This is a genomic window from Gemmatimonadaceae bacterium (assembly GCA_035533015.1).
In the GTDB taxonomy this organism is placed as follows: domain Bacteria; phylum Gemmatimonadota; class Gemmatimonadetes; order Gemmatimonadales; family Gemmatimonadaceae; genus JAGWRI01.
The window spans coordinates 31242-46692 of the sequence record DATLUQ010000002.1 but is presented as its reverse complement, the minus strand read 5'-3'; the positions used below and the strand labels follow the sequence as shown (position 1 = coordinate 46692).

Annotated in this window: 16 protein-coding genes; 6 read left to right on the top strand and 10 right to left on the bottom strand. The window is 68.7% G+C overall.

Going from position 1 to position 15451, the window contains the following annotated elements; all coding sequences use genetic code 11:
* Window positions 1–50 precede the first annotated feature (50 nt).
* The gene (locus VNF92_00390; protein HVA56325.1) at window positions 51–470 is read left to right on the top strand and encodes a hypothetical protein; all 420 of its coding nucleotides are present in this window, start codon (window positions 51–53) and stop codon (window positions 468–470) included.
* A 1-nt stretch (window position 471) separates the two neighbouring features.
* Window positions 472–897: a type II secretion system major pseudopilin GspG gene (gene gspG / locus VNF92_00385; GenBank protein ID HVA56324.1), complete on the top strand. Its 426-nt coding sequence runs from the start codon at window positions 472–474 to the stop codon at window positions 895–897.
* 289 nt (window positions 898–1186) lie between these two features.
* Here the strand turns inward: gspG and gyrB are convergent, their stop codons facing one another.
* The 4 genes from gyrB to VNF92_00365 form a co-directional block, all read right to left on the bottom strand.
* Window positions 1187–3127, bottom strand: a complete 1941-nt coding sequence (gene gyrB, locus VNF92_00380; protein HVA56323.1) for a DNA topoisomerase (ATP-hydrolyzing) subunit B — start codon at window positions 3125–3127, stop codon at window positions 1187–1189.
* A gap of 137 nt (window positions 3128–3264) precedes the next feature.
* Window positions 3265–3576, bottom strand: coding sequence for a DUF721 domain-containing protein (locus tag VNF92_00375; protein HVA56322.1), 312 nt, complete (start codon window positions 3574–3576; stop codon window positions 3265–3267).
* Window positions 3573–4691 (bottom strand): DNA replication and repair protein RecF, encoded by a 1119-nt coding sequence (gene recF, locus VNF92_00370; GenBank protein HVA56321.1) that lies wholly within the window; start codon window positions 4689–4691, stop codon window positions 3573–3575. Before recF ends, VNF92_00375 begins: the two co-directional genes overlap by 4 nt.
* Complete coding sequence (locus VNF92_00365) at window positions 4688–5467, bottom strand: enoyl-CoA hydratase-related protein (protein ID HVA56320.1); 780 nt, start codon at window positions 5465–5467, stop codon at window positions 4688–4690. The genes recF and VNF92_00365 overlap by 4 nt, the downstream gene beginning before the upstream one ends.
* A 117-nt stretch (window positions 5468–5584) precedes the next feature.
* Between VNF92_00365 and mtnA the strand changes: the two genes are divergently transcribed.
* The 4 genes from mtnA to VNF92_00345 are packed head-to-tail and all read left to right on the top strand — an operon-like array spanning window position 5585 to window position 9879.
* On the top strand, window positions 5585–6616 hold the full coding sequence (gene mtnA, locus VNF92_00360) for an S-methyl-5-thioribose-1-phosphate isomerase (GenBank protein HVA56319.1): 1032 nt from the start codon (window positions 5585–5587) through the stop codon (window positions 6614–6616).
* Window positions 6613–8100, top strand: a complete 1488-nt coding sequence (gene glpK / locus VNF92_00355) for a glycerol kinase GlpK (GenBank protein ID HVA56318.1) — start codon at window positions 6613–6615, stop codon at window positions 8098–8100. The genes mtnA and glpK overlap by 4 nt, the downstream gene beginning before the upstream one ends.
* A gap of 37 nt (window positions 8101–8137) precedes the next feature.
* On the top strand, window positions 8138–9664 hold the full coding sequence (gene ccsA / locus VNF92_00350) for a cytochrome c biogenesis protein CcsA (GenBank protein HVA56317.1): 1527 nt from the start codon (window positions 8138–8140) through the stop codon (window positions 9662–9664).
* The gene (locus tag VNF92_00345) at window positions 9661–9879 is read left to right on the top strand and encodes a zinc ribbon domain-containing protein (GenBank protein HVA56316.1); all 219 of its coding nucleotides are present in this window, start codon (window positions 9661–9663) and stop codon (window positions 9877–9879) included. Before ccsA ends, VNF92_00345 begins: the two co-directional genes overlap by 4 nt.
* A 61-nt stretch (window positions 9880–9940) precedes the next feature.
* On the opposite strand, the gene VNF92_00340 is transcribed toward VNF92_00345, so the two are convergent.
* The 6 genes from VNF92_00340 to cutA all read right to left on the bottom strand — a co-directional run bounded on the left by VNF92_00340 (window position 9941) and on the right by cutA (window position 15442).
* On the bottom strand, window positions 9941–10264 hold the full coding sequence (locus VNF92_00340) for a hypothetical protein (GenBank protein HVA56315.1): 324 nt from the start codon (window positions 10262–10264) through the stop codon (window positions 9941–9943).
* Between the two features lie 173 nt (window positions 10265–10437).
* Window positions 10438–12156: a hypothetical protein gene (locus VNF92_00335; protein HVA56314.1), complete on the bottom strand. Its 1719-nt coding sequence runs from the start codon at window positions 12154–12156 to the stop codon at window positions 10438–10440.
* The gene (locus VNF92_00330; protein HVA56313.1) at window positions 12149–12907 is read right to left on the bottom strand and encodes an ABC transporter ATP-binding protein; all 759 of its coding nucleotides are present in this window, start codon (window positions 12905–12907) and stop codon (window positions 12149–12151) included. Before VNF92_00330 ends, VNF92_00335 begins: the two co-directional genes overlap by 8 nt.
* Window positions 12908–12950: 43 nt before the next feature.
* Window positions 12951–14504: a transglutaminase-like domain-containing protein gene (locus VNF92_00325; protein ID HVA56312.1), complete on the bottom strand. Its 1554-nt coding sequence runs from the start codon at window positions 14502–14504 to the stop codon at window positions 12951–12953.
* Window positions 14501–15004, bottom strand: coding sequence for a macro domain-containing protein (locus VNF92_00320; GenBank protein HVA56311.1), 504 nt, complete (start codon window positions 15002–15004; stop codon window positions 14501–14503). The genes VNF92_00325 and VNF92_00320 overlap by 4 nt, the downstream gene beginning before the upstream one ends.
* A gap of 102 nt (window positions 15005–15106) precedes the next feature.
* Window positions 15107–15442 carry a divalent-cation tolerance protein CutA gene (gene cutA, locus VNF92_00315; GenBank protein ID HVA56310.1) on the bottom strand — a complete coding sequence of 112 codons (336 nt, stop codon included), beginning with the start codon at window positions 15440–15442 and terminating at the stop codon, window positions 15107–15109.
* Window positions 15443–15451: the final 9 nt, after the last annotated feature.

The following is a 15451-nucleotide window of genomic DNA, read 5'->3' as shown; positions in this document are numbered from 1 at the left end:
CGGTGCCAACGAGGCGGGTCACGCGCAGAGCGGTCATTGGTCTCGCCGCAGTGGCTGTGTTCGCGATCGGGCTGGGGTGGCGCCTGCACGCGATCCGAGCCACGCCCCGGATCGACGTCGCGCCCCGGGTGACGGAACTGATGTACATGCGCCTGCTGTCGCGATGGATCGACGACTACGCCCGGAAGTCGGGTCGACCCGCGTTCTACTTCGACTCGGTCGAAGTGCACCTCGACACGGGCGACCTCCGGGTGGTCCGCAACCTCCGGACGAGCCTCTATGGCGGGCTCGTGGGATACGGGTGGGACTATTGCGGATTCGCGCTGTGGGTGCAGACGGGAATTCCGTTGCCGCGGCCCACCAAGGCCGCAATGGTCGGGGCGTTCGATTTGGGCCCATCGCAAGTCAGCGAGGAATATGCGTGGCCACCGGGCGTTGGGCGCACGACTGACTGCATGAAGGTCGAATAGCGTGCGGCGGCACAGGTGGAGGCCGAGCATTCTCGAAGTGCTGGCCGGTATGCTGGCCATTGGGATCGCCGCGACGTTCGTCGCGCCGCAATGGTTCCGCGCGCATCGCCCCCCTCGGGAGACGGCGCAATCGGACATGAAGGTGATTGGTGCCGCCCTGGAGACATACCGGCACGACACCGGGGCGTATCCCACCTCCGGGCAGGGACTCGACGCCCTGTTGATGCCGCCCACGGTGCCGCCGACGTCCGACGACTGGTGGGGACCGTACATCCTGACGCACATCCCAACCGATCCATGGGGGAGCGCGTACGTCTACCGTCGCGTGGACAACGCGGGCGCCGAGGGCTACGCGCTGATGTCGTATGGGGCGGACGGCAGGCCGGGAGGAAGCGGTGACGACGCCGACGTCGTGGTCAGGCGGTGAGGCTTGGCCGGACTCCGCGCAAGTCTTGGACGGAGCGCTTTCAGTGAAATAGCTGCGGTGTCGCCGATCGTAGACCTCGTGACGGCAGGGGATCTCGCGGCCACGCTCTCGGCCGAGTAGACCTCCCGCTAAACACTTGTGGCCGCCACTGCCGAAACAGCGCATACGATTCTACTGCACAAACTGTTTGATCAAACGCTCACGCCGACATTGCCACTTCGGCAGGACGGCGTTTTCATTTTTACTGCACAAATCATTTAATTGAACGATCGGCCCGACAATCCCATCCTCAAATATCCAGATTGCTCGCGAATCGCGCGTTGGCCTCGATGAATATGCGCCGCGGTTCCACCTCGTCACCCATCAGCGTCTGGAACATGCGGTCGGCCTGTACGGCATCGTCGATGTTCACCTTGAGCAGCGTGCGCTTTTCGGGGTCCATCGTCGTGTCGAACAACTGGTCGGCGTTCATCTCGCCCAGACCCTTGTAGCGCTGGAGGTTGACCGAGCCCTTGCCCTCGCCGTTGCTGAGCCGCTTGACCAATTCGTCGCGCTCCTTCTCGTCGAACGCGTAGTACTCCTCCTTGCCCTTGGCCACGCGGTAGAGCGGCGGCTGTGCGATGTAGATGAACCCGGCCTCGATCAGTTCGGGCATCTGGCGGAAGAAGAACGTGAGGAGGAGCGTCCGGATGTGCGCGCCGTCCACATCGGCGTCGGTCATGATGATGATCTTGTGGTAGCGCGCCGTCTCGAGCGTGAACTCTTCCTTGATCCCCGCGCCCACGGCGGTGATGATCGTCCGGATCTCCTCGTTGGACAGCACCTTGTCGATGCGCGCCTTCTCCACATTGATGATCTTGCCGCGCAACGGCAGGATGGCCTGGAACTCGCGTTTGCGGCCTTGCTTGGCCGAACCGCCGGCCGAGTCGCCTTCGACGAGATAGAGTTCGCAGAGCGCCGGATCGGTGAGTGAACAGTCGGCCAGCTTGCCGGGCAGGTTTCCCACGTCGAGCGCCGACTTGCGCCGCGTGAGGTCGCGGGCCTTGCGTGCCGCTTCGCGGGCCCGCGCGGCCGACACGGCCTTCTCGATCACGATGTTGGCCGTGCGTGGATGCTCGTCGAGATAGCTGCCCAGCCATTCGCCCACCGCCGCCTTCACGGCGCTCTCCACTTCGGAGTTGCCGAGCTTGGTCTTGGTCTGCCCTTCGAACTGCGGTTCGCGCACCTTGACGGAGAGCACCGCGGTGAGGCCCTCGCGCACATCCTCGCCCGACAGCGTGAAGTCGGCCTTCTTCAAGAAATTGCCCTTCTGCGCGTACGAGTTGATGACGCGCGTGAGCGCCGACTTGAACCCCGTGAGGTGCGTGCCGCCCTCGTGGGTGTTGATGTTGTTCACGAACGAGAACGTCGTGTCGTTGTAGCCGTCGTTGTACTGCAACGCCAGTTCGATCCCGATGTCGTCCTTGGTCGTTTCGAGGTACAGCACCTCGGGGTGCAGATTCTTGCGCGCCGCGTTCAGATGTTGCACGAACTCCTTGAGCCCGCCCTTGGCGTGGAAGGTCTCGTCGCGCTCCTGTCCCGGGCGCTCGTCCTTGAGCGTGATCACGACGCCCTTGTTGAGGAACGACAGCTCGCGCAATCGCAGCGCCAGCAGGTCGTAGCGGTAGACGAGTTCCGTGAAGATCTGGGCGTCGGGCTTGAACCACACCACCGTGCCCGTCTCTTGCTTCGGCACGTCGCGCAACGTCTTGAGCCGGGTCTGGGTGTCGCCGCGGTGGAAGTCCATGTAGTACTCCTTCCCGTCGCGTTTCACCCACACCTTGAGCTCCTCGCTGAGCGCATTCACCACCGATACGCCCACGCCGTGCAGACCACCCGACACCTTATACGAACTCTTGTCGAACTTGCCGCCGGCGTGCAGCACGGTCATCGCCAACTCGACGCCGGGAATTTTCTCGGTCGGATGGATATCCACCGGGATGCCGCGGCCGTTGTCCACCACGGTCACGGAATTGTCGGCGTGAATCGTCACCGCGATGGCATCGGCGTACCCCGCCAACGCTTCGTCGATCGAGTTGTCCACCACCTCGTACACCAGATGGTGCAGGCCACGCTCCGAGGTCGAACCGATGTACATGCCGGGGCGCTTGCGCACCGCTTCCAGTCCCTTCAGAACCTGAATCTGGCCGGCATCGTACTTCGACCCGGATTGATCGGCGGATGTGCTCATGGCACCTCGACGTGGCGCGAAAAAACGTCCCGAATAAATCCCGAAAAAACCGGGCACCTCCAACCTGGGAAAGCTAATCATTTTCGCACGATTTCGCAACTGTGGAATATGCTTTTAAGTCGCCACCCCACAATCGCTTAGCGCACAAGCCGCCAGCGGATGCGCTCCACCTTCTTCGCCCCCGATTCTTCATTGATCACGCGCAGCAGTTCCGGCTCCATCATCGCCAGTTCGTTCATCCACGCGTTGGTGGTCACGGCCACCAACAATACCCCCCGTCGGTCGACCGAGATTGGCTGCGTGACCTTCGCGATCTCCTTGCCCACGATGCGCGGCCAGTTGAGAATCACCCCTGCCTGATCGAGACGCGCCCTGAGCCCGGACTGGCCCATGACCCCGGGCAATACCTCGGCCAGCGGCGTCGGCTTTCCGCGCTTCCGCTCGGTCATGCCGCCCGCCCCACGCGGATCATTCCCGCCTCCACCCGCACCCGCTCGAGCCGCGTGAATTCCGCCGGGATGTCGGTCTCGCGCGGTACGGTGAGTACGGCCTGCCCCACGCCGGCGTCGGACAGCAGGTCCAGAATGCGCGCCGCTCGCCGGACGTCCAGTTCCGCGAACGGATCGTCCAGTAAGAGCAGCGGCGCCGCGTCGCATGCCGCGCGCAGCGTCTCCCATTCGAGCATCCGCAGCGCGATCGCCGCCGATCGCTGCTGCCCCGCCGAGCCGAAGGTGCGCAGGTCGCGCCCGTCGAGCGTGAGCACGAGGTCGTCGCGGTGCGGGCCCGCCTGCGTCATGCCGCGTCGGAGGTCGAGGGCCAGCCGGGATTCCAGCGCCTCGGCGATCGCCGAGGCCGGGTCGGCCCGCGCGTCGAGCGCGCTCGCGTAGCGTAGCGTGGCGGTGCCGCACTCACCGATCGCCGCGCACAGTGTCCGATACGGAATGGCCACGCGGTCCACCCACTCCGCACGTTGGCGCCAGAGCACGCCGCCTGCCTCGGCCAATGGGGTGTTCCACACCGTCACGCGCGCGTCGGCCCGCCCGGTGCGCGCCGCGTCGCGCAGTGCCGCGTTTCGCCGAACGAGGGCGCCACGGTACGTCTGCAACGCCGTGAGGTACGGGCGCGACGTGAGGGCGAGCAGGATGTCCAGGTAACGACGGCGCGCCACCGGCGCCCCGCCCACCAACTCCACGTCGGCCGGGGAGACCATGACGGAGGGCAGCGCGCCGATGGCGTCGCTCAGTCGGCCGGCGGCGGCGCCGTCCAGGGTCACCCGCTTGCGCCGCGACGCGCGTTCGAACCCCACGGCAATCGTCCGGCCGCCGTGCACCCGCCCTTCGAGGTAGAAGCCGGCAGCCCCGAAGCGCACGACGTCCACGTCACGGGCGCCGCGCACACTCCGAAGGAGCTGCAGGTAGTAGGCTGCCTCGAGCAAATTCGTCTTGCCCTGGCCGTTCTCACCTACCACGACCAACCCCTCGTCCGGCACCGCGAGATCGAGGCGCTCGATGTTGCGGAAATCGCGCAGGGCGAGCGACGCCAGGCGGATCGCAGCGGCCGTCACCGTCCGGTAAAACGCGGCGGGCGCTTCTCGAGAAACGCCGCGGTGCCTTCGCGCATGTCATCAGACGCGGTGAGCAGCCCGAACTGCGCCGACTCCAGGGCCAACGCCTCGTCGAGCGGAATGTCCGCCCCGCGGTGCACGACGTCGATGCAGCGGGCGAGCGCGAGCGGCCCGTTGGCGAGCATCTGCCGGAGCATCGCCCGCGCGGCGTCGAGCAGTTGAGCGGCTGGTACCACGGCATTGGCCAGTCCGATGCGGAATGCCTCGGCCGCGTCGATGGTGTCGCCGGTCAGGAGGAGTTGGAGCGCGCGGCCCGTGCCCACGAGCCGCGGCAGCCGCTGAGTGCCGCCGTAGCCAGGGATGAGGCCCAGTTTGACTTCGGGTTGGCCGAACTTGGCATGCTCCGAGGCGATGCGCACGTGGCACGCCATGGCGAGCTCGCATCCGCCGCCGAGTGCATAGCCGTTCACGGCAGCGATCACGGGCTTGCCAAGTTTCTCGATGTGGCGGAAGATCGCCCCGCCCCGGCGGGACAGTCCGTGCGCTTCCATCGGGGTCTTCTGCTTGAGTTCGGCAATATCGGCGCCGGCCACGAAGGCCCGGCCCGCGCCGGTGAGAATGGCGCCGGCGATGTCTTCGCGCGCCCGCACCTGGTCCACGGCGCTGCCCAGGGCCGCGATCGTCGCGTCGTCGAGTGCGTTGAGCTTGTCGGGCCGGTTGACGGTGATCGTCGCGATGTGGTCCGCGACGTCGAACAGCAGCACGGGATCGGACATGGGGGAGGGAAGAGGATGCCATCGAATTTAACGCGCGCCGCCCCGGACCGCCGCCGAGGGCTGGAGGCGACCCCGGCGGCCATGCCGCGCCGTGCGGCGCGGGCGTACATTCCCCGCATGTCGACGCTGGAGGCCGTGCGGTGGGGGCCCGACCACCGCAGCGTGTGGATCATCGATCAGCGAGCGCTCCCCGAGCGGCTCGTCGAACGCGAATTGCGCACGCTGGACGAGGCGTGTGCGGCCATCCGGACGCTGGCGGTGCGCGGCGCGCCGGCGATCGGGATCGCGGCGGCCATGGCGTTCGCCCTGGCCATGGGGGACGTCGTGGACGCCGACGCGGCGACCCGCGGCGAGCGGGCGGGCCAGATCGCGGCCGCGCTCCACGCCACGCGTCCGACGGCTGTGAACCTGGAGTGGGCTCTGGCGCGGATGCTCGTCGTTGCCGCACACGGAGGGCGAGCCGGCGCCGTCCTCCGCACGGCGCTGAGAGACGAAGCGACGGCGATTCTCGAAGAGGACCGCGCGATGTGCCGCCGCATCGGCGTCCATGCGCTGTCGCTCTTTCCGGTCGACGCGCGCGTGGCCACGCACTGCAACGCGGGCGCGCTCGCCACCGGCGGCATCGGCACCGCGCTGGCCGGTGTGTACCTGGCTGCGGAGCGTGGCGACCGCGTGCGGGTGTTCGTGGACGAGACGCGCCCGCTGCTGCAGGGCAGCCGCCTCACTGCCTGGGAGCTGCAGCGCGCGGGCATCGATGTGGTGCTCATCACCGACGGCGCCGCACCCTCGGTGATGCGCCGCGGAGACATCGATCTGTGCATCGTCGGGGCCGACCGGATCGCGGCCAACGGCGACGTGGCCAACAAGATCGGCACGTATGCGCTGGCCCTCGCGGCGCGTCACCATGGCGTTCCGTTCTATGTGGCGGCACCGACGTCCACCTTCGACCCGTCGACACCCACCGGCGACGCCATCGTGATCGAGCAGCGGGATCCCGACGAGGTGCGGCGCGGGTTCGGCGCGCTCACGGCGCCGGCCACGATTCCGGTGTACAATCCGGCGTTCGACGTCACCCCCGCCGAGTTGATCACGGCCATCGTCAGCGATCGCGGCGTGCACCGTCCACCCTTCGACTTCCGCGCGCCATGAAGCACGTGCTGGCCATCGACGAGGGGACGACCGGGGTGACCTGCCTGGTGATCGCCGCCGACGGACGCGTTGCCGGGCGCGGCTACCGCGAGATCACGCAGTATTTTCCGAGACCGGGGTGGGTGGAACACGACGCGCAGGAACTGCTCGATCGGACGGTCGAAGCGGGGCGTGAAGCGATCGCCGCGGCCGGCGTGACGCCCGACGCCATCGGCATCACCAACCAGCGCGAGACGGTCGTCGTGTGGGAGCGCGCCACGGGCCGCCCGGTGCATCGGGCTATCGTATGGCAGGATCGTCGCACCGCCGCGCGCTGCGTCGAACTGGCGCCGCGAGGCGAATGGATCCGCGCGCGGACGGGGTTGGTGCTCGATCCCTACTTCTCGGCGACCAAGCTCGAATGGCTGCTGCGCGAGGCGCGGTTGCTCGACCGGTATCCGGCCGCCGCCCTGGCCGCCGGAACGGTGGACAGTTGGCTGGTGTGGAAGCTCACCGCCGGGGCGGTGCACGCCACCGATCATACGAACGCGTCCCGGACGATGCTCTATGACATCGACGCCCGCGCCTGGAGCGACGAGTTGTGCGCGCTGTTCGGCATCCCGCGCGCCTGGCTGCCAGAGGTGCGCTGCTCCAGCGGCGACTTCGGGACTGCCCGGGCCGAGTTCTTCGGCGCCGAGATTCCCGTGCTCGGGGTGGCGGGGGACCAACAGGCGGCCCTGTTCGGGCAGGGGTGCTGGACGCCCGGGCTCGGTAAGAACACGTATGGAACGGGGGCCTTCCTGCTGCTGCATGCGGGCACCGAACGTCCGGCGGCTCCCGCCGGCATTCTCACGACGATCGCGTGCGACGCCCGGGGGGGGCCGGCGTACGCGCTCGAAGCGGCGATCTTCGTGGCTGGCGCGGCGGTGCAGTGGTTGCGCGACGGGCTGGGTGTGGTCTCGCACGCAGCGGACACCGCGGCGCTCGCGGCGTCGCTCGATTCCAACGACGGCGTCTACTTCGTGCCCGCCCTGGTGGGGCTCGGGGCGCCGGAGTGGGAGCCGCACGCGCGCGGGACGATCGTCGGGCTCACGCGCGGCACGGGGCGCGCGCATCTGGCGCGCGCCGCACTCGAAGCGATGGCCTACGGAACGGCCGACGTGGTGGACCGCATGGTCGAGGTGTCGGGCACCGCGTTCGACCGGTTGCGCGTGGATGGCGGCGCGACGCAGAACGACTGGCTCATGCAGTTCCAGGCCGACGTACTGGGCGTGGATGTGGAGCGGCCGCGGAACGTGGAGACGACGGCGCTCGGCGCCGCCGGTCTGGCCGGCATCGCGGGCGGCGTGTGGCGCGACGCGGGCGCATTCTACGCAAGCCAGGACGTGACGACGTTTCATCCGTCGCGCGCACGGTCCGACGTCGACACATGGCGCACAGGATGGGCCCGCGCCATGCGCGCCGCCGTGGCCTGGGCACGCGATTCCGCGGGCGAGGGCCGGTGATGCGGCGCGTTCAATTCCCGGCCGGGACCGTCCCCGCGTGATCCTGGTCGGCGAGCTCTCGCTCTGGGTCGCGCTGCTGATGGCGGCGTGGGGAGCGGTCGTGTCATTTGCCGGAGGCGCCCTGCAGCGCCGGGACCTCGCGGCCAGTGGGCGGCGCGCGCTCTACGTGGCATTCGCGGCCCTGGTCGTTGCCACGAGCGGCGTCGTCACCGCACTGATCGAGCGCGATTTCTCGCTCGCCTACGTGGCCATGCACACCAACCTCGCGCTGCCGCAGGCCTATGCCGTCTCCGCGCTGTGGAGCGGTCCGGCCGGCGCGATGCTTGTGTGGGCGCTCGCCCTGGCAGGGTGTGTGGCGCTGCTCGCGCCGGGTGGCGCGACGCGGGACCGCTCGCGCGGTCCGTGGACGGCCGGCGTGTCCGCGACGCTGCTGCTGTTCGTGCTGCTCGTCGTGTGCGTGCAGGCCAATCCGTACGAGCGCCTGTCGTGGCGCGCCCCGGACGGCCGGGGGCTCGACCCGCGGCTGTTGCAGCCGGTGATGGTCCTCCACCAGCCTTTGCTCATACTGGGCTATGTGGCGCTGAGCATGCCGTTCGTACTCACCATGGGCGGACTGCTGGCGCGCCGGCTCGATGCGGCGTGGGCCTCGTCCGCCCGCCGGTGGGCGCTCGCCGGATGGACGTGCCTGGCGGGTGGCCTGCTGCTGGGCGCGCGCGGGTCGGCGGCCGCGTCGCCCACCGGAGGCTGGGGGTGGTCGTCGGGCGAGGGGGTGGCGCTCGGCGTGTGGGTGGTGGCCACGGGGCTGCTCCACACCCTCGCACGGACGCCCGCCAGGGGACTATTGGTAAAATGGAATAGCATCCTGTCGGCGCTGGTCGCGTTGGGGGCGCTGGCCGGTGCGTACGCCCTCGCGGCGAGTGGCGGGGCGCCCGCCTTCCGCGCGGCGTGGGTGGGTGGCGGCGTCGTGTGCGCCGCTGCGGCGGTGTGGTCCATTGCCAGCCGTGCACCGACGGTCACCGTCGAGCCCTCCGCCGCCGGACCCAGGCGGCGGCGCGTTGGCGAGTTCGTGGCGCACGCGGCGGCCCTCGTGCTCGTGGTCGCGCTCGCCGCGGGTGCGTTTTCGGGAGCGCGCGACATGACCCTCGCCACGGGGCAGGAGGCGCAGGTCGCCGACCCCTTCGGGCACGTGTGGCGGTTCGTGAGCCAGGGGACGTCGCGCTACAGCACGGCCGATCACGACGTGGTGGCGTTGTCGCTCGACGCGTCGCGCGACGGGATCCGACAGGGGCTGCTCGTTGCCGAGCAGTGGCAATACCGCGACGCCCTGGGCGATTCGCTGTACGCGCCGATCACGCGGGTTGGCGTGCGGAGTTCACCGACGCTCGATGCACGGGCCGTGCTGCTCGCCGCGTCGGCTGACGAGGCGCAGGTGCGCATCACCTTCGTGCCGCTGGCCGTCTGGGCGTGGATCGGGGGCGGGCTCGTGGTCCTCGGCGGCGTACTGGCGCTCTGGCCCCGAACGACGCCAGCCGGCCGGCCGTCCACGCGGGACGCGGACGCATGAGCATCCCGCTGCTCGTCGGCACGCTGCTCGCGCTCGTCGCGCTGGCGGTCGTGCTCTATCCACTCTTCTTCGCCGAAGATGAAGCGATGGATGCGGTGCGGCTGCCGGCCGGGGAGCCGCCAACTCCCGGGTGTCCGACGTGCGGCGCGCCTCTGCTCGTCAACGCCCGGTTCTGCGCTCAGTGTGGGGCGCGACTCCCTGACGGGGCGCCCTGATGACGAAACCCCGGCACGTCAGCGACGTACCGGGGCTTGGTCAGTAGCAGGCTGGCGGTAATCAGCCACCCTTCTTCGCGGAGTCGGGTTTCGCCTTCGGCTTCCGCATCGTCCGGGCGCTCTTCGTGTGCGCCTTGGCGGTGCTGGACTCGGCCTTGGTGGACGTGCTCGCCTTGGGCGCCTTGGCCGCGGGCTTCATGACCATCGCGCTCTTGGTCGTCTTCGTGGCGCTCTTCGATACCGTCATCTTTCGGGCCACCTTGTGCGTGGCGGCCTTCTTGGTCATCGTCGTCTTCGTCTTGGCGGTATCCTGTGTGCCCTGCGCACGCACGGTCGTGGCCATGCAGGCCACGAGTGCGAGGGCGAGCCAACGCATGCGAATCATCCTGAACCTCCTCAATTGGGGGACCCCGTTCCAACGCCCGTCCGGGTCGGCCGGAGCGTCATGCTTGCCGCAGTGCTCGTCGGCGCCACGGTGTTTGGTGATCACAAAGACCCGGGGGCCGGTGCGATCGTCACCTTGATTTGGGCCGGCCGCCGAGCCCCGTGAATTCGGGGCTAACGCTCGACGGCCGCGAGGCGTCTCAACGCAATCTGAATGGGCACCAATGTGCAGGCCGCGCACAGGAGCCCCGCACCGCCGAAGCCGAGCCAGAGGTCCAGCGGGTTCGGGTTGGCGTTCGACATGCGCGCCAGCAGGTAGGCATACACCGGGCGCGCTTCGAGGATCACCACGCCGCCGATCATCGCCACGGACGCCATCATGAACAACAGGCCGCCGAACGACGTGGGGATCTGCGCCGCGTTCTCGGTCTCGAATTGCGGGAACATCGTTCCGAACCCGAGGGCCATCCCGGCCACGGCAAACGTCATCATGGCAATGGTGAGTACCGAGACGGTCAACATGAATTGGCTCACGTCGAGCAGGTAGTCGGTGACGGCCACGATGGCGAGCGCGAGCACGAGCAGGGGCATCGTGCCCACCCAGAACTTGGCCCACAGCAGATCGCGCACCTGCATCGGGCTCGACCGGAGGAGCCACAGGGTGCGGCCTTCCAAGCTCACGGCCGGGAAGATGAACCGCGCGGCGATCGACGCGAGCACGAATCCCGCGAGTACCAGGTTCAGGAAGGGGACGATGTTGATGAGGAAGAACGTCATCCCGTTGCCGCGCAGCGGGAGGTACTTGATGTTGAACACGTATACCACCACCAGGACGGCGAGCAGAATCAGCTGCGACCACTGGGTCGTATCGCGAAAGAAGAGCCGCAGTTCCTTGAGCACCAGTTCGCGCCTGAGCACCGAGAGGGGCCGGAACACGAACGCACCGATGCGCCGGAGTACGGTGCCGCGCACCCAGTGGGCGCCGCTCTCCTGCGCCTTGCTGTATCCCTTGAGATACAACATGCGGTGCAACACGGCGCCGACCACCACGGCGGCCGCGGCGGTCGTCCACAGGAGATAGAACGGGAGGTACTCGAGGCGGTATTGCAGCCAACTCATGACCCCGCGCGCAGCCCACTCGCTCGGGAACATCGGGGACGTGGGCGCACGCAGGACGGTCACGAAATCGACGAGCGAGCGAAATCCTTCGGGGCGCGCCAGGCGTTCGGGACGGACGAGGCGGAGCAGCAGCACGATGCCGCCCGCCGCGAACACGGCGATGACGCTCAGGATGTCGCGCGTACGCCGCGCCGGGAAGACGTTCACGAGCAACAGCGTGACCGCCGACCCGATCACCGCCGGGATGATCAGAAACGGGACGAATACGGCCGCGCTCACCAACGGGAACCACCAGCCGCCCTCGTATACGTGTCCGTAGGCGGCGAACATCGGAATGGCGAGCAGGACCACCATCCAGCTGGAGTTCACGGTCGTCTCGAGCAGCTTGGCCAGGTACAGTTTGAGCCAATCCACGGGTCCGGAGACCAGCAGATCGAGGTCGCGCGCCAGAAAGAAACTCGAAAGTGCCGTGATGACGTTGGACAGCACGAGGATCGAGAAGAATCCGATCAGGATGAGCCCGAGCAATTTGCCGGCGAGCAGTGGCCCGATCTCCGCGACCCCGCGAAAGTAGCGCAGCAGCCGATAGAGTACGAAGTACACGAACGCCCAGAACAGCGCGCCGAACCCCGCGAGCACGGCGAATCGTGCGCCGCGCCCCCGCTCGCTGGAGAGCAGGCGTGCCCGGGCGGTGAGCCACTTCGGCGCCAGGAGGTGAACGAGCGACGGGTCGGCGACGGCGCGCGCCGCGGCGGCCGCGCGGCCGTCAGGCATTGAGCACCTCGACCAACTCGCGGGCGGCGTTCTCGCCGGTGAGCTTGAGAAAGATCTGCTCCAGCCCCTCCGCGCCGCCTTCCGCCGTCTGACGCAGCTCAGCCATCGTGCCGCAGGCCCGGATGCGCCCCGCCTGGACGATGGCGATACGGTCACACAGCGCCTCGGCCACCTCGAGCGTGTGCGTGGACATCATGATCGTGTTGCCCCGGCGCGTATACTCGCGGAACAGGTCCTTGAGAATGCGGGCTGCCTTGGGGTCGAGCCCCACCATGGGTTCGTCCACCACGATCACTTCGGCGCGGTGCACGAACGCACTCGAGATGATCAGCTTCTGCCGCATGCCGTGGCTGTAGCTCTCGACGAGTTCGTCCTGCCACTCGTCGAGGTCGAACAGCGCGAGCAACTCGCGCGTCCGGTGCTCCACCTCGGGTCCCTCCTGGTTGTAGAGCCCGGCGACGAACCGCATGAATTCGGCGCCTGTGAGCTTCTCGTAGATGAACGGCCGGTCAGGAATGAATCCGAGCATCATCTTGGCGGCGATCGGGTCCTTGGCGATATCCACGCCGCCGATCTCCACGATGCCCCCCGTGGGCCGGAGGATGCCGGCGATCATCCGGAGCGTCGTCGTCTTGCCCGCCCCGTTGGGGCCCAGGAATCCGAACAGCTCGCCGCGCGGTACGTCGAGGTCGATGGCATCAACCGCCGTGAAGGTGCCGTAGCGTTTGGTCAGGTGGTGGAGTCGGATCATGGCGAAGGGCGAAGTGGAAGGAGCGGAGGACGGGTGAGCCCGGTCACGGCGCTCGGGTGCGGGCCGGGGCGAGCACGTCGATGCGCAGCACCCCGATCAGATGAATCAACTCCGCCTGGCGCGCGAGTCCGCCCACCACGAACCGCAGATGTGCCGCGTCAGCCGGAAACTCGCCGAACGTCGGATCGACGGCCACCCACCGTCCCAGGTAGACCTCGGGCCACGCGTGGTAGTAGAACTTGCCGTCGACGTAGGCCAGCCCGGCGGCGGCACGGGCAGGAATGCCGGCCGCCCGGGCCAGCGCCAGATACAGTTGGGTGTGTTCGTTGCAGTCGCCGCTCCGCGCGTGCAGTACCTGGAGGGCGTCCGGCACGCCGAAGGTGATCCGCTTGCGGAGCGAGTCGTGCACCCACCGATCGATGCGCTCGGCCACCACCCGCGGGTCGCGAGCCTGTCCGCGCAACCGGTCGGCCAGGGCGCGGATCTCGGGGTTGCGCGACTCCACCAGCGGCTCGGGCTCGAGCGCGCGCAGCACCTCGGGCGGGCGGGGCGCGCCCATGAAGGATCGGCCGGCCAGGCTGTCCGGATCCTCGCGCACGATGGTGAGCGTGTCGCCGCGCAGCGTCTGCCGGCCGCCGTCCAGGTCGAACCCCGCGAGGTCGGCGCCGCGCAGGCGTACCCGCAGGCGCGGCAGTTGCCGCGTCACCCGGAGATGCGCGGCGATCGCCGTCGTCTCGAGAATGTCGCGGTCGGCGGTGGGCGGCGCCCCGCTGTCCGCCTGCGCCAGACGCCAGTTTTCATATGCAACTTCATATGGACGTCGTTCGAGCCGGAATCCCATCTCCGTGGTCTCGACCAGACGTCCCTGGTCGTCCACCCACCCGTTCACGCCGTGCGTCGCGTCCGTGGCCAGGCGCCACGCCCGGAGTGTGTCGGGGGTCACGCCGCGCCAGCGCATCGTGGTCGAATCGAGCACCGAGCTGTCGTTGACCACGAACGTGGTCTCGGCCGCGATCCGCACGCGGGCGTCTTGCGGCGCCATCGTGGTCGGATCGAATACCGGCAGCACGTACGACTTGCCCACCTTGGGCTCCTCGCCGAGGGCGATGGCCAGCGGCACCAGCGCGGGGAGCAGGACGGGGCCGCCGATGCGTACGCGCTGCGAATCGGCCGGCGCCGCGCCATTCGTCGAGCGCGCGTAGATCACGACCGAGTCGCCGTCCACCCGGCCGCCCGCGTGAAAGGGCGCCGAGTCGGATTCCACGTCCACCTCGAACCGTCGCACCCGCAGCGTACGCGACACCTCGATGGTCGTACGGGCCTGCACCCGGTGCACTGCGCCCCCGGCGGCCAGGTCGGCCACGAGGTAGTCGGTGGACGTGATGCCGCCCGTCACCGTGTCGATGGTGGACGACGCGAACCCGATCTGCCGGCCGCCCTGGAGCACGGCGTAGAACACCGCGCCCGGGTTGACTCTGAGCGCTGCTTCCGCGAGCCGTTCCACGTTGGGCTGGAAGTACTGCTGGCGAATGAGTGCCGCGAAGCCGCCGCTCCAGAGCACGAGCACCACGACCGCCGTCCAGGCGCGCCGGCTCATGGCGCCTCCCGCGCGATCGCGGCGCGCCACGCCGCTTCTTCGGCATCATTCTCCACGATCACGATGATCGACCGCGGATGCGCCGCGCGCGCCAGATGCTGCCGCATGACCTCCGCCATCACCACCGCGCTCTCCTCCAGGTCGAGATTCCCTGCACCGATGCCGAATGGCACGACCGCGAGTTCGTCGATCCGAAAGTCCGCCGCGCGTTGCAGCGCGCTCGCCAGGGCCCGCCGCACCGAGTCGCGCGACGCCCGCTCCTCTGGACTCACGATCACCGCGTGAATCAGCAACTCGACGTGCAGGTCACCGGCCCCGGTCACCACCGCCGCGCCCACGGGCAGGGGCTCGCGGAGCGGCGCCTGCCGAGCGAGGGCGGTACCGGCCGCCAGTTCCAGCCGCCGCAGCAAGGGGGTGGTGGCACCGAGCATGGCGTCCACCGGCCAGGCGATCGCCTCGCCGTGGTAGAACGCCACGTCGTCGATGCGAACCGCGATCACGGCGCTCGGGCCTCGCGTTCCGCAGGAGTGCGCTCGCCGTCCTCCATCACGGGCAACCGTATCTCCGGTTGTTCGCGCGGCCGCTCCCGGTGCCGCACGGCGTCAGGCCAGCGCGAGCGTGGTCTCGCCGCTGATCCACTCGAGATACTTGGCCAGGCCCGCCGACACGGGCAGGGCGAGCAGCTCCGGCACCTTGTACGGGTGCAGTTCGCCGAACGCCACTTGGAGGGTTTCGAGCCGGGCCGACCGCGTCTTGAGGAGCACCAGCACTTCGCGCTCGTCGGCGATCTTGCCCTGCCAGCGGTACAGCGATCGGGCCCCCGGCACCAGGGTGCCGCAGGCGATGAGTCGGCGCTCGAGCAGCGCGCGCACCAAGCGCACCGCCTCGTCGTCCGAGGCGACGGTGGTCAGAACGACAATGGCATCCGTGTGGGGCATGGCGGAGGG

What these genes read in the sequence shown, in the direction of transcription:
- VNF92_00335 (HVA56314.1), bottom strand. Translation starts at nt 12,156, where the DNA reads ATGCCTGACGGCCGCGCGGCCGCCGCGGCGCGCGCCGTCGCCGACCCG.
- VNF92_00340 (HVA56315.1), bottom strand. Translation starts at nt 10,264, where the DNA reads ATGATTCGCATGCGTTGGCTCGCCCTCGCACTCGTGGCCTGCATGGCC.
- mtnA (HVA56319.1), top strand. Translation starts at nt 5,585, where the DNA reads ATGTCGACGCTGGAGGCCGTGCGGTGGGGGCCCGACCACCGCAGCGTG.
- VNF92_00325 (HVA56312.1), bottom strand. Translation starts at nt 14,504, where the DNA reads ATGAGCCGGCGCGCCTGGACGGCGGTCGTGGTGCTCGTGCTCTGGAGC.
- gyrB (HVA56323.1), bottom strand. Translation starts at nt 3,127, where the DNA reads ATGAGCACATCCGCCGATCAATCCGGGTCGAAGTACGATGCCGGCCAG.
- VNF92_00365 (HVA56320.1), bottom strand. Translation starts at nt 5,467, where the DNA reads ATGTCCGATCCCGTGCTGCTGTTCGACGTCGCGGACCACATCGCGACG.
- glpK (HVA56318.1), top strand. Translation starts at nt 6,613, where the DNA reads ATGAAGCACGTGCTGGCCATCGACGAGGGGACGACCGGGGTGACCTGC.
- VNF92_00330 (HVA56313.1), bottom strand. Translation starts at nt 12,907, where the DNA reads ATGATCCGACTCCACCACCTGACCAAACGCTACGGCACCTTCACGGCG.
- cutA (HVA56310.1), bottom strand. Translation starts at nt 15,442, where the DNA reads ATGCCCCACACGGATGCCATTGTCGTTCTGACCACCGTCGCCTCGGAC.
- VNF92_00375 (HVA56322.1), bottom strand. Translation starts at nt 3,576, where the DNA reads ATGACCGAGCGGAAGCGCGGAAAGCCGACGCCGCTGGCCGAGGTATTG.
- VNF92_00345 (HVA56316.1), top strand. Translation starts at nt 9,661, where the DNA reads ATGAGCATCCCGCTGCTCGTCGGCACGCTGCTCGCGCTCGTCGCGCTG.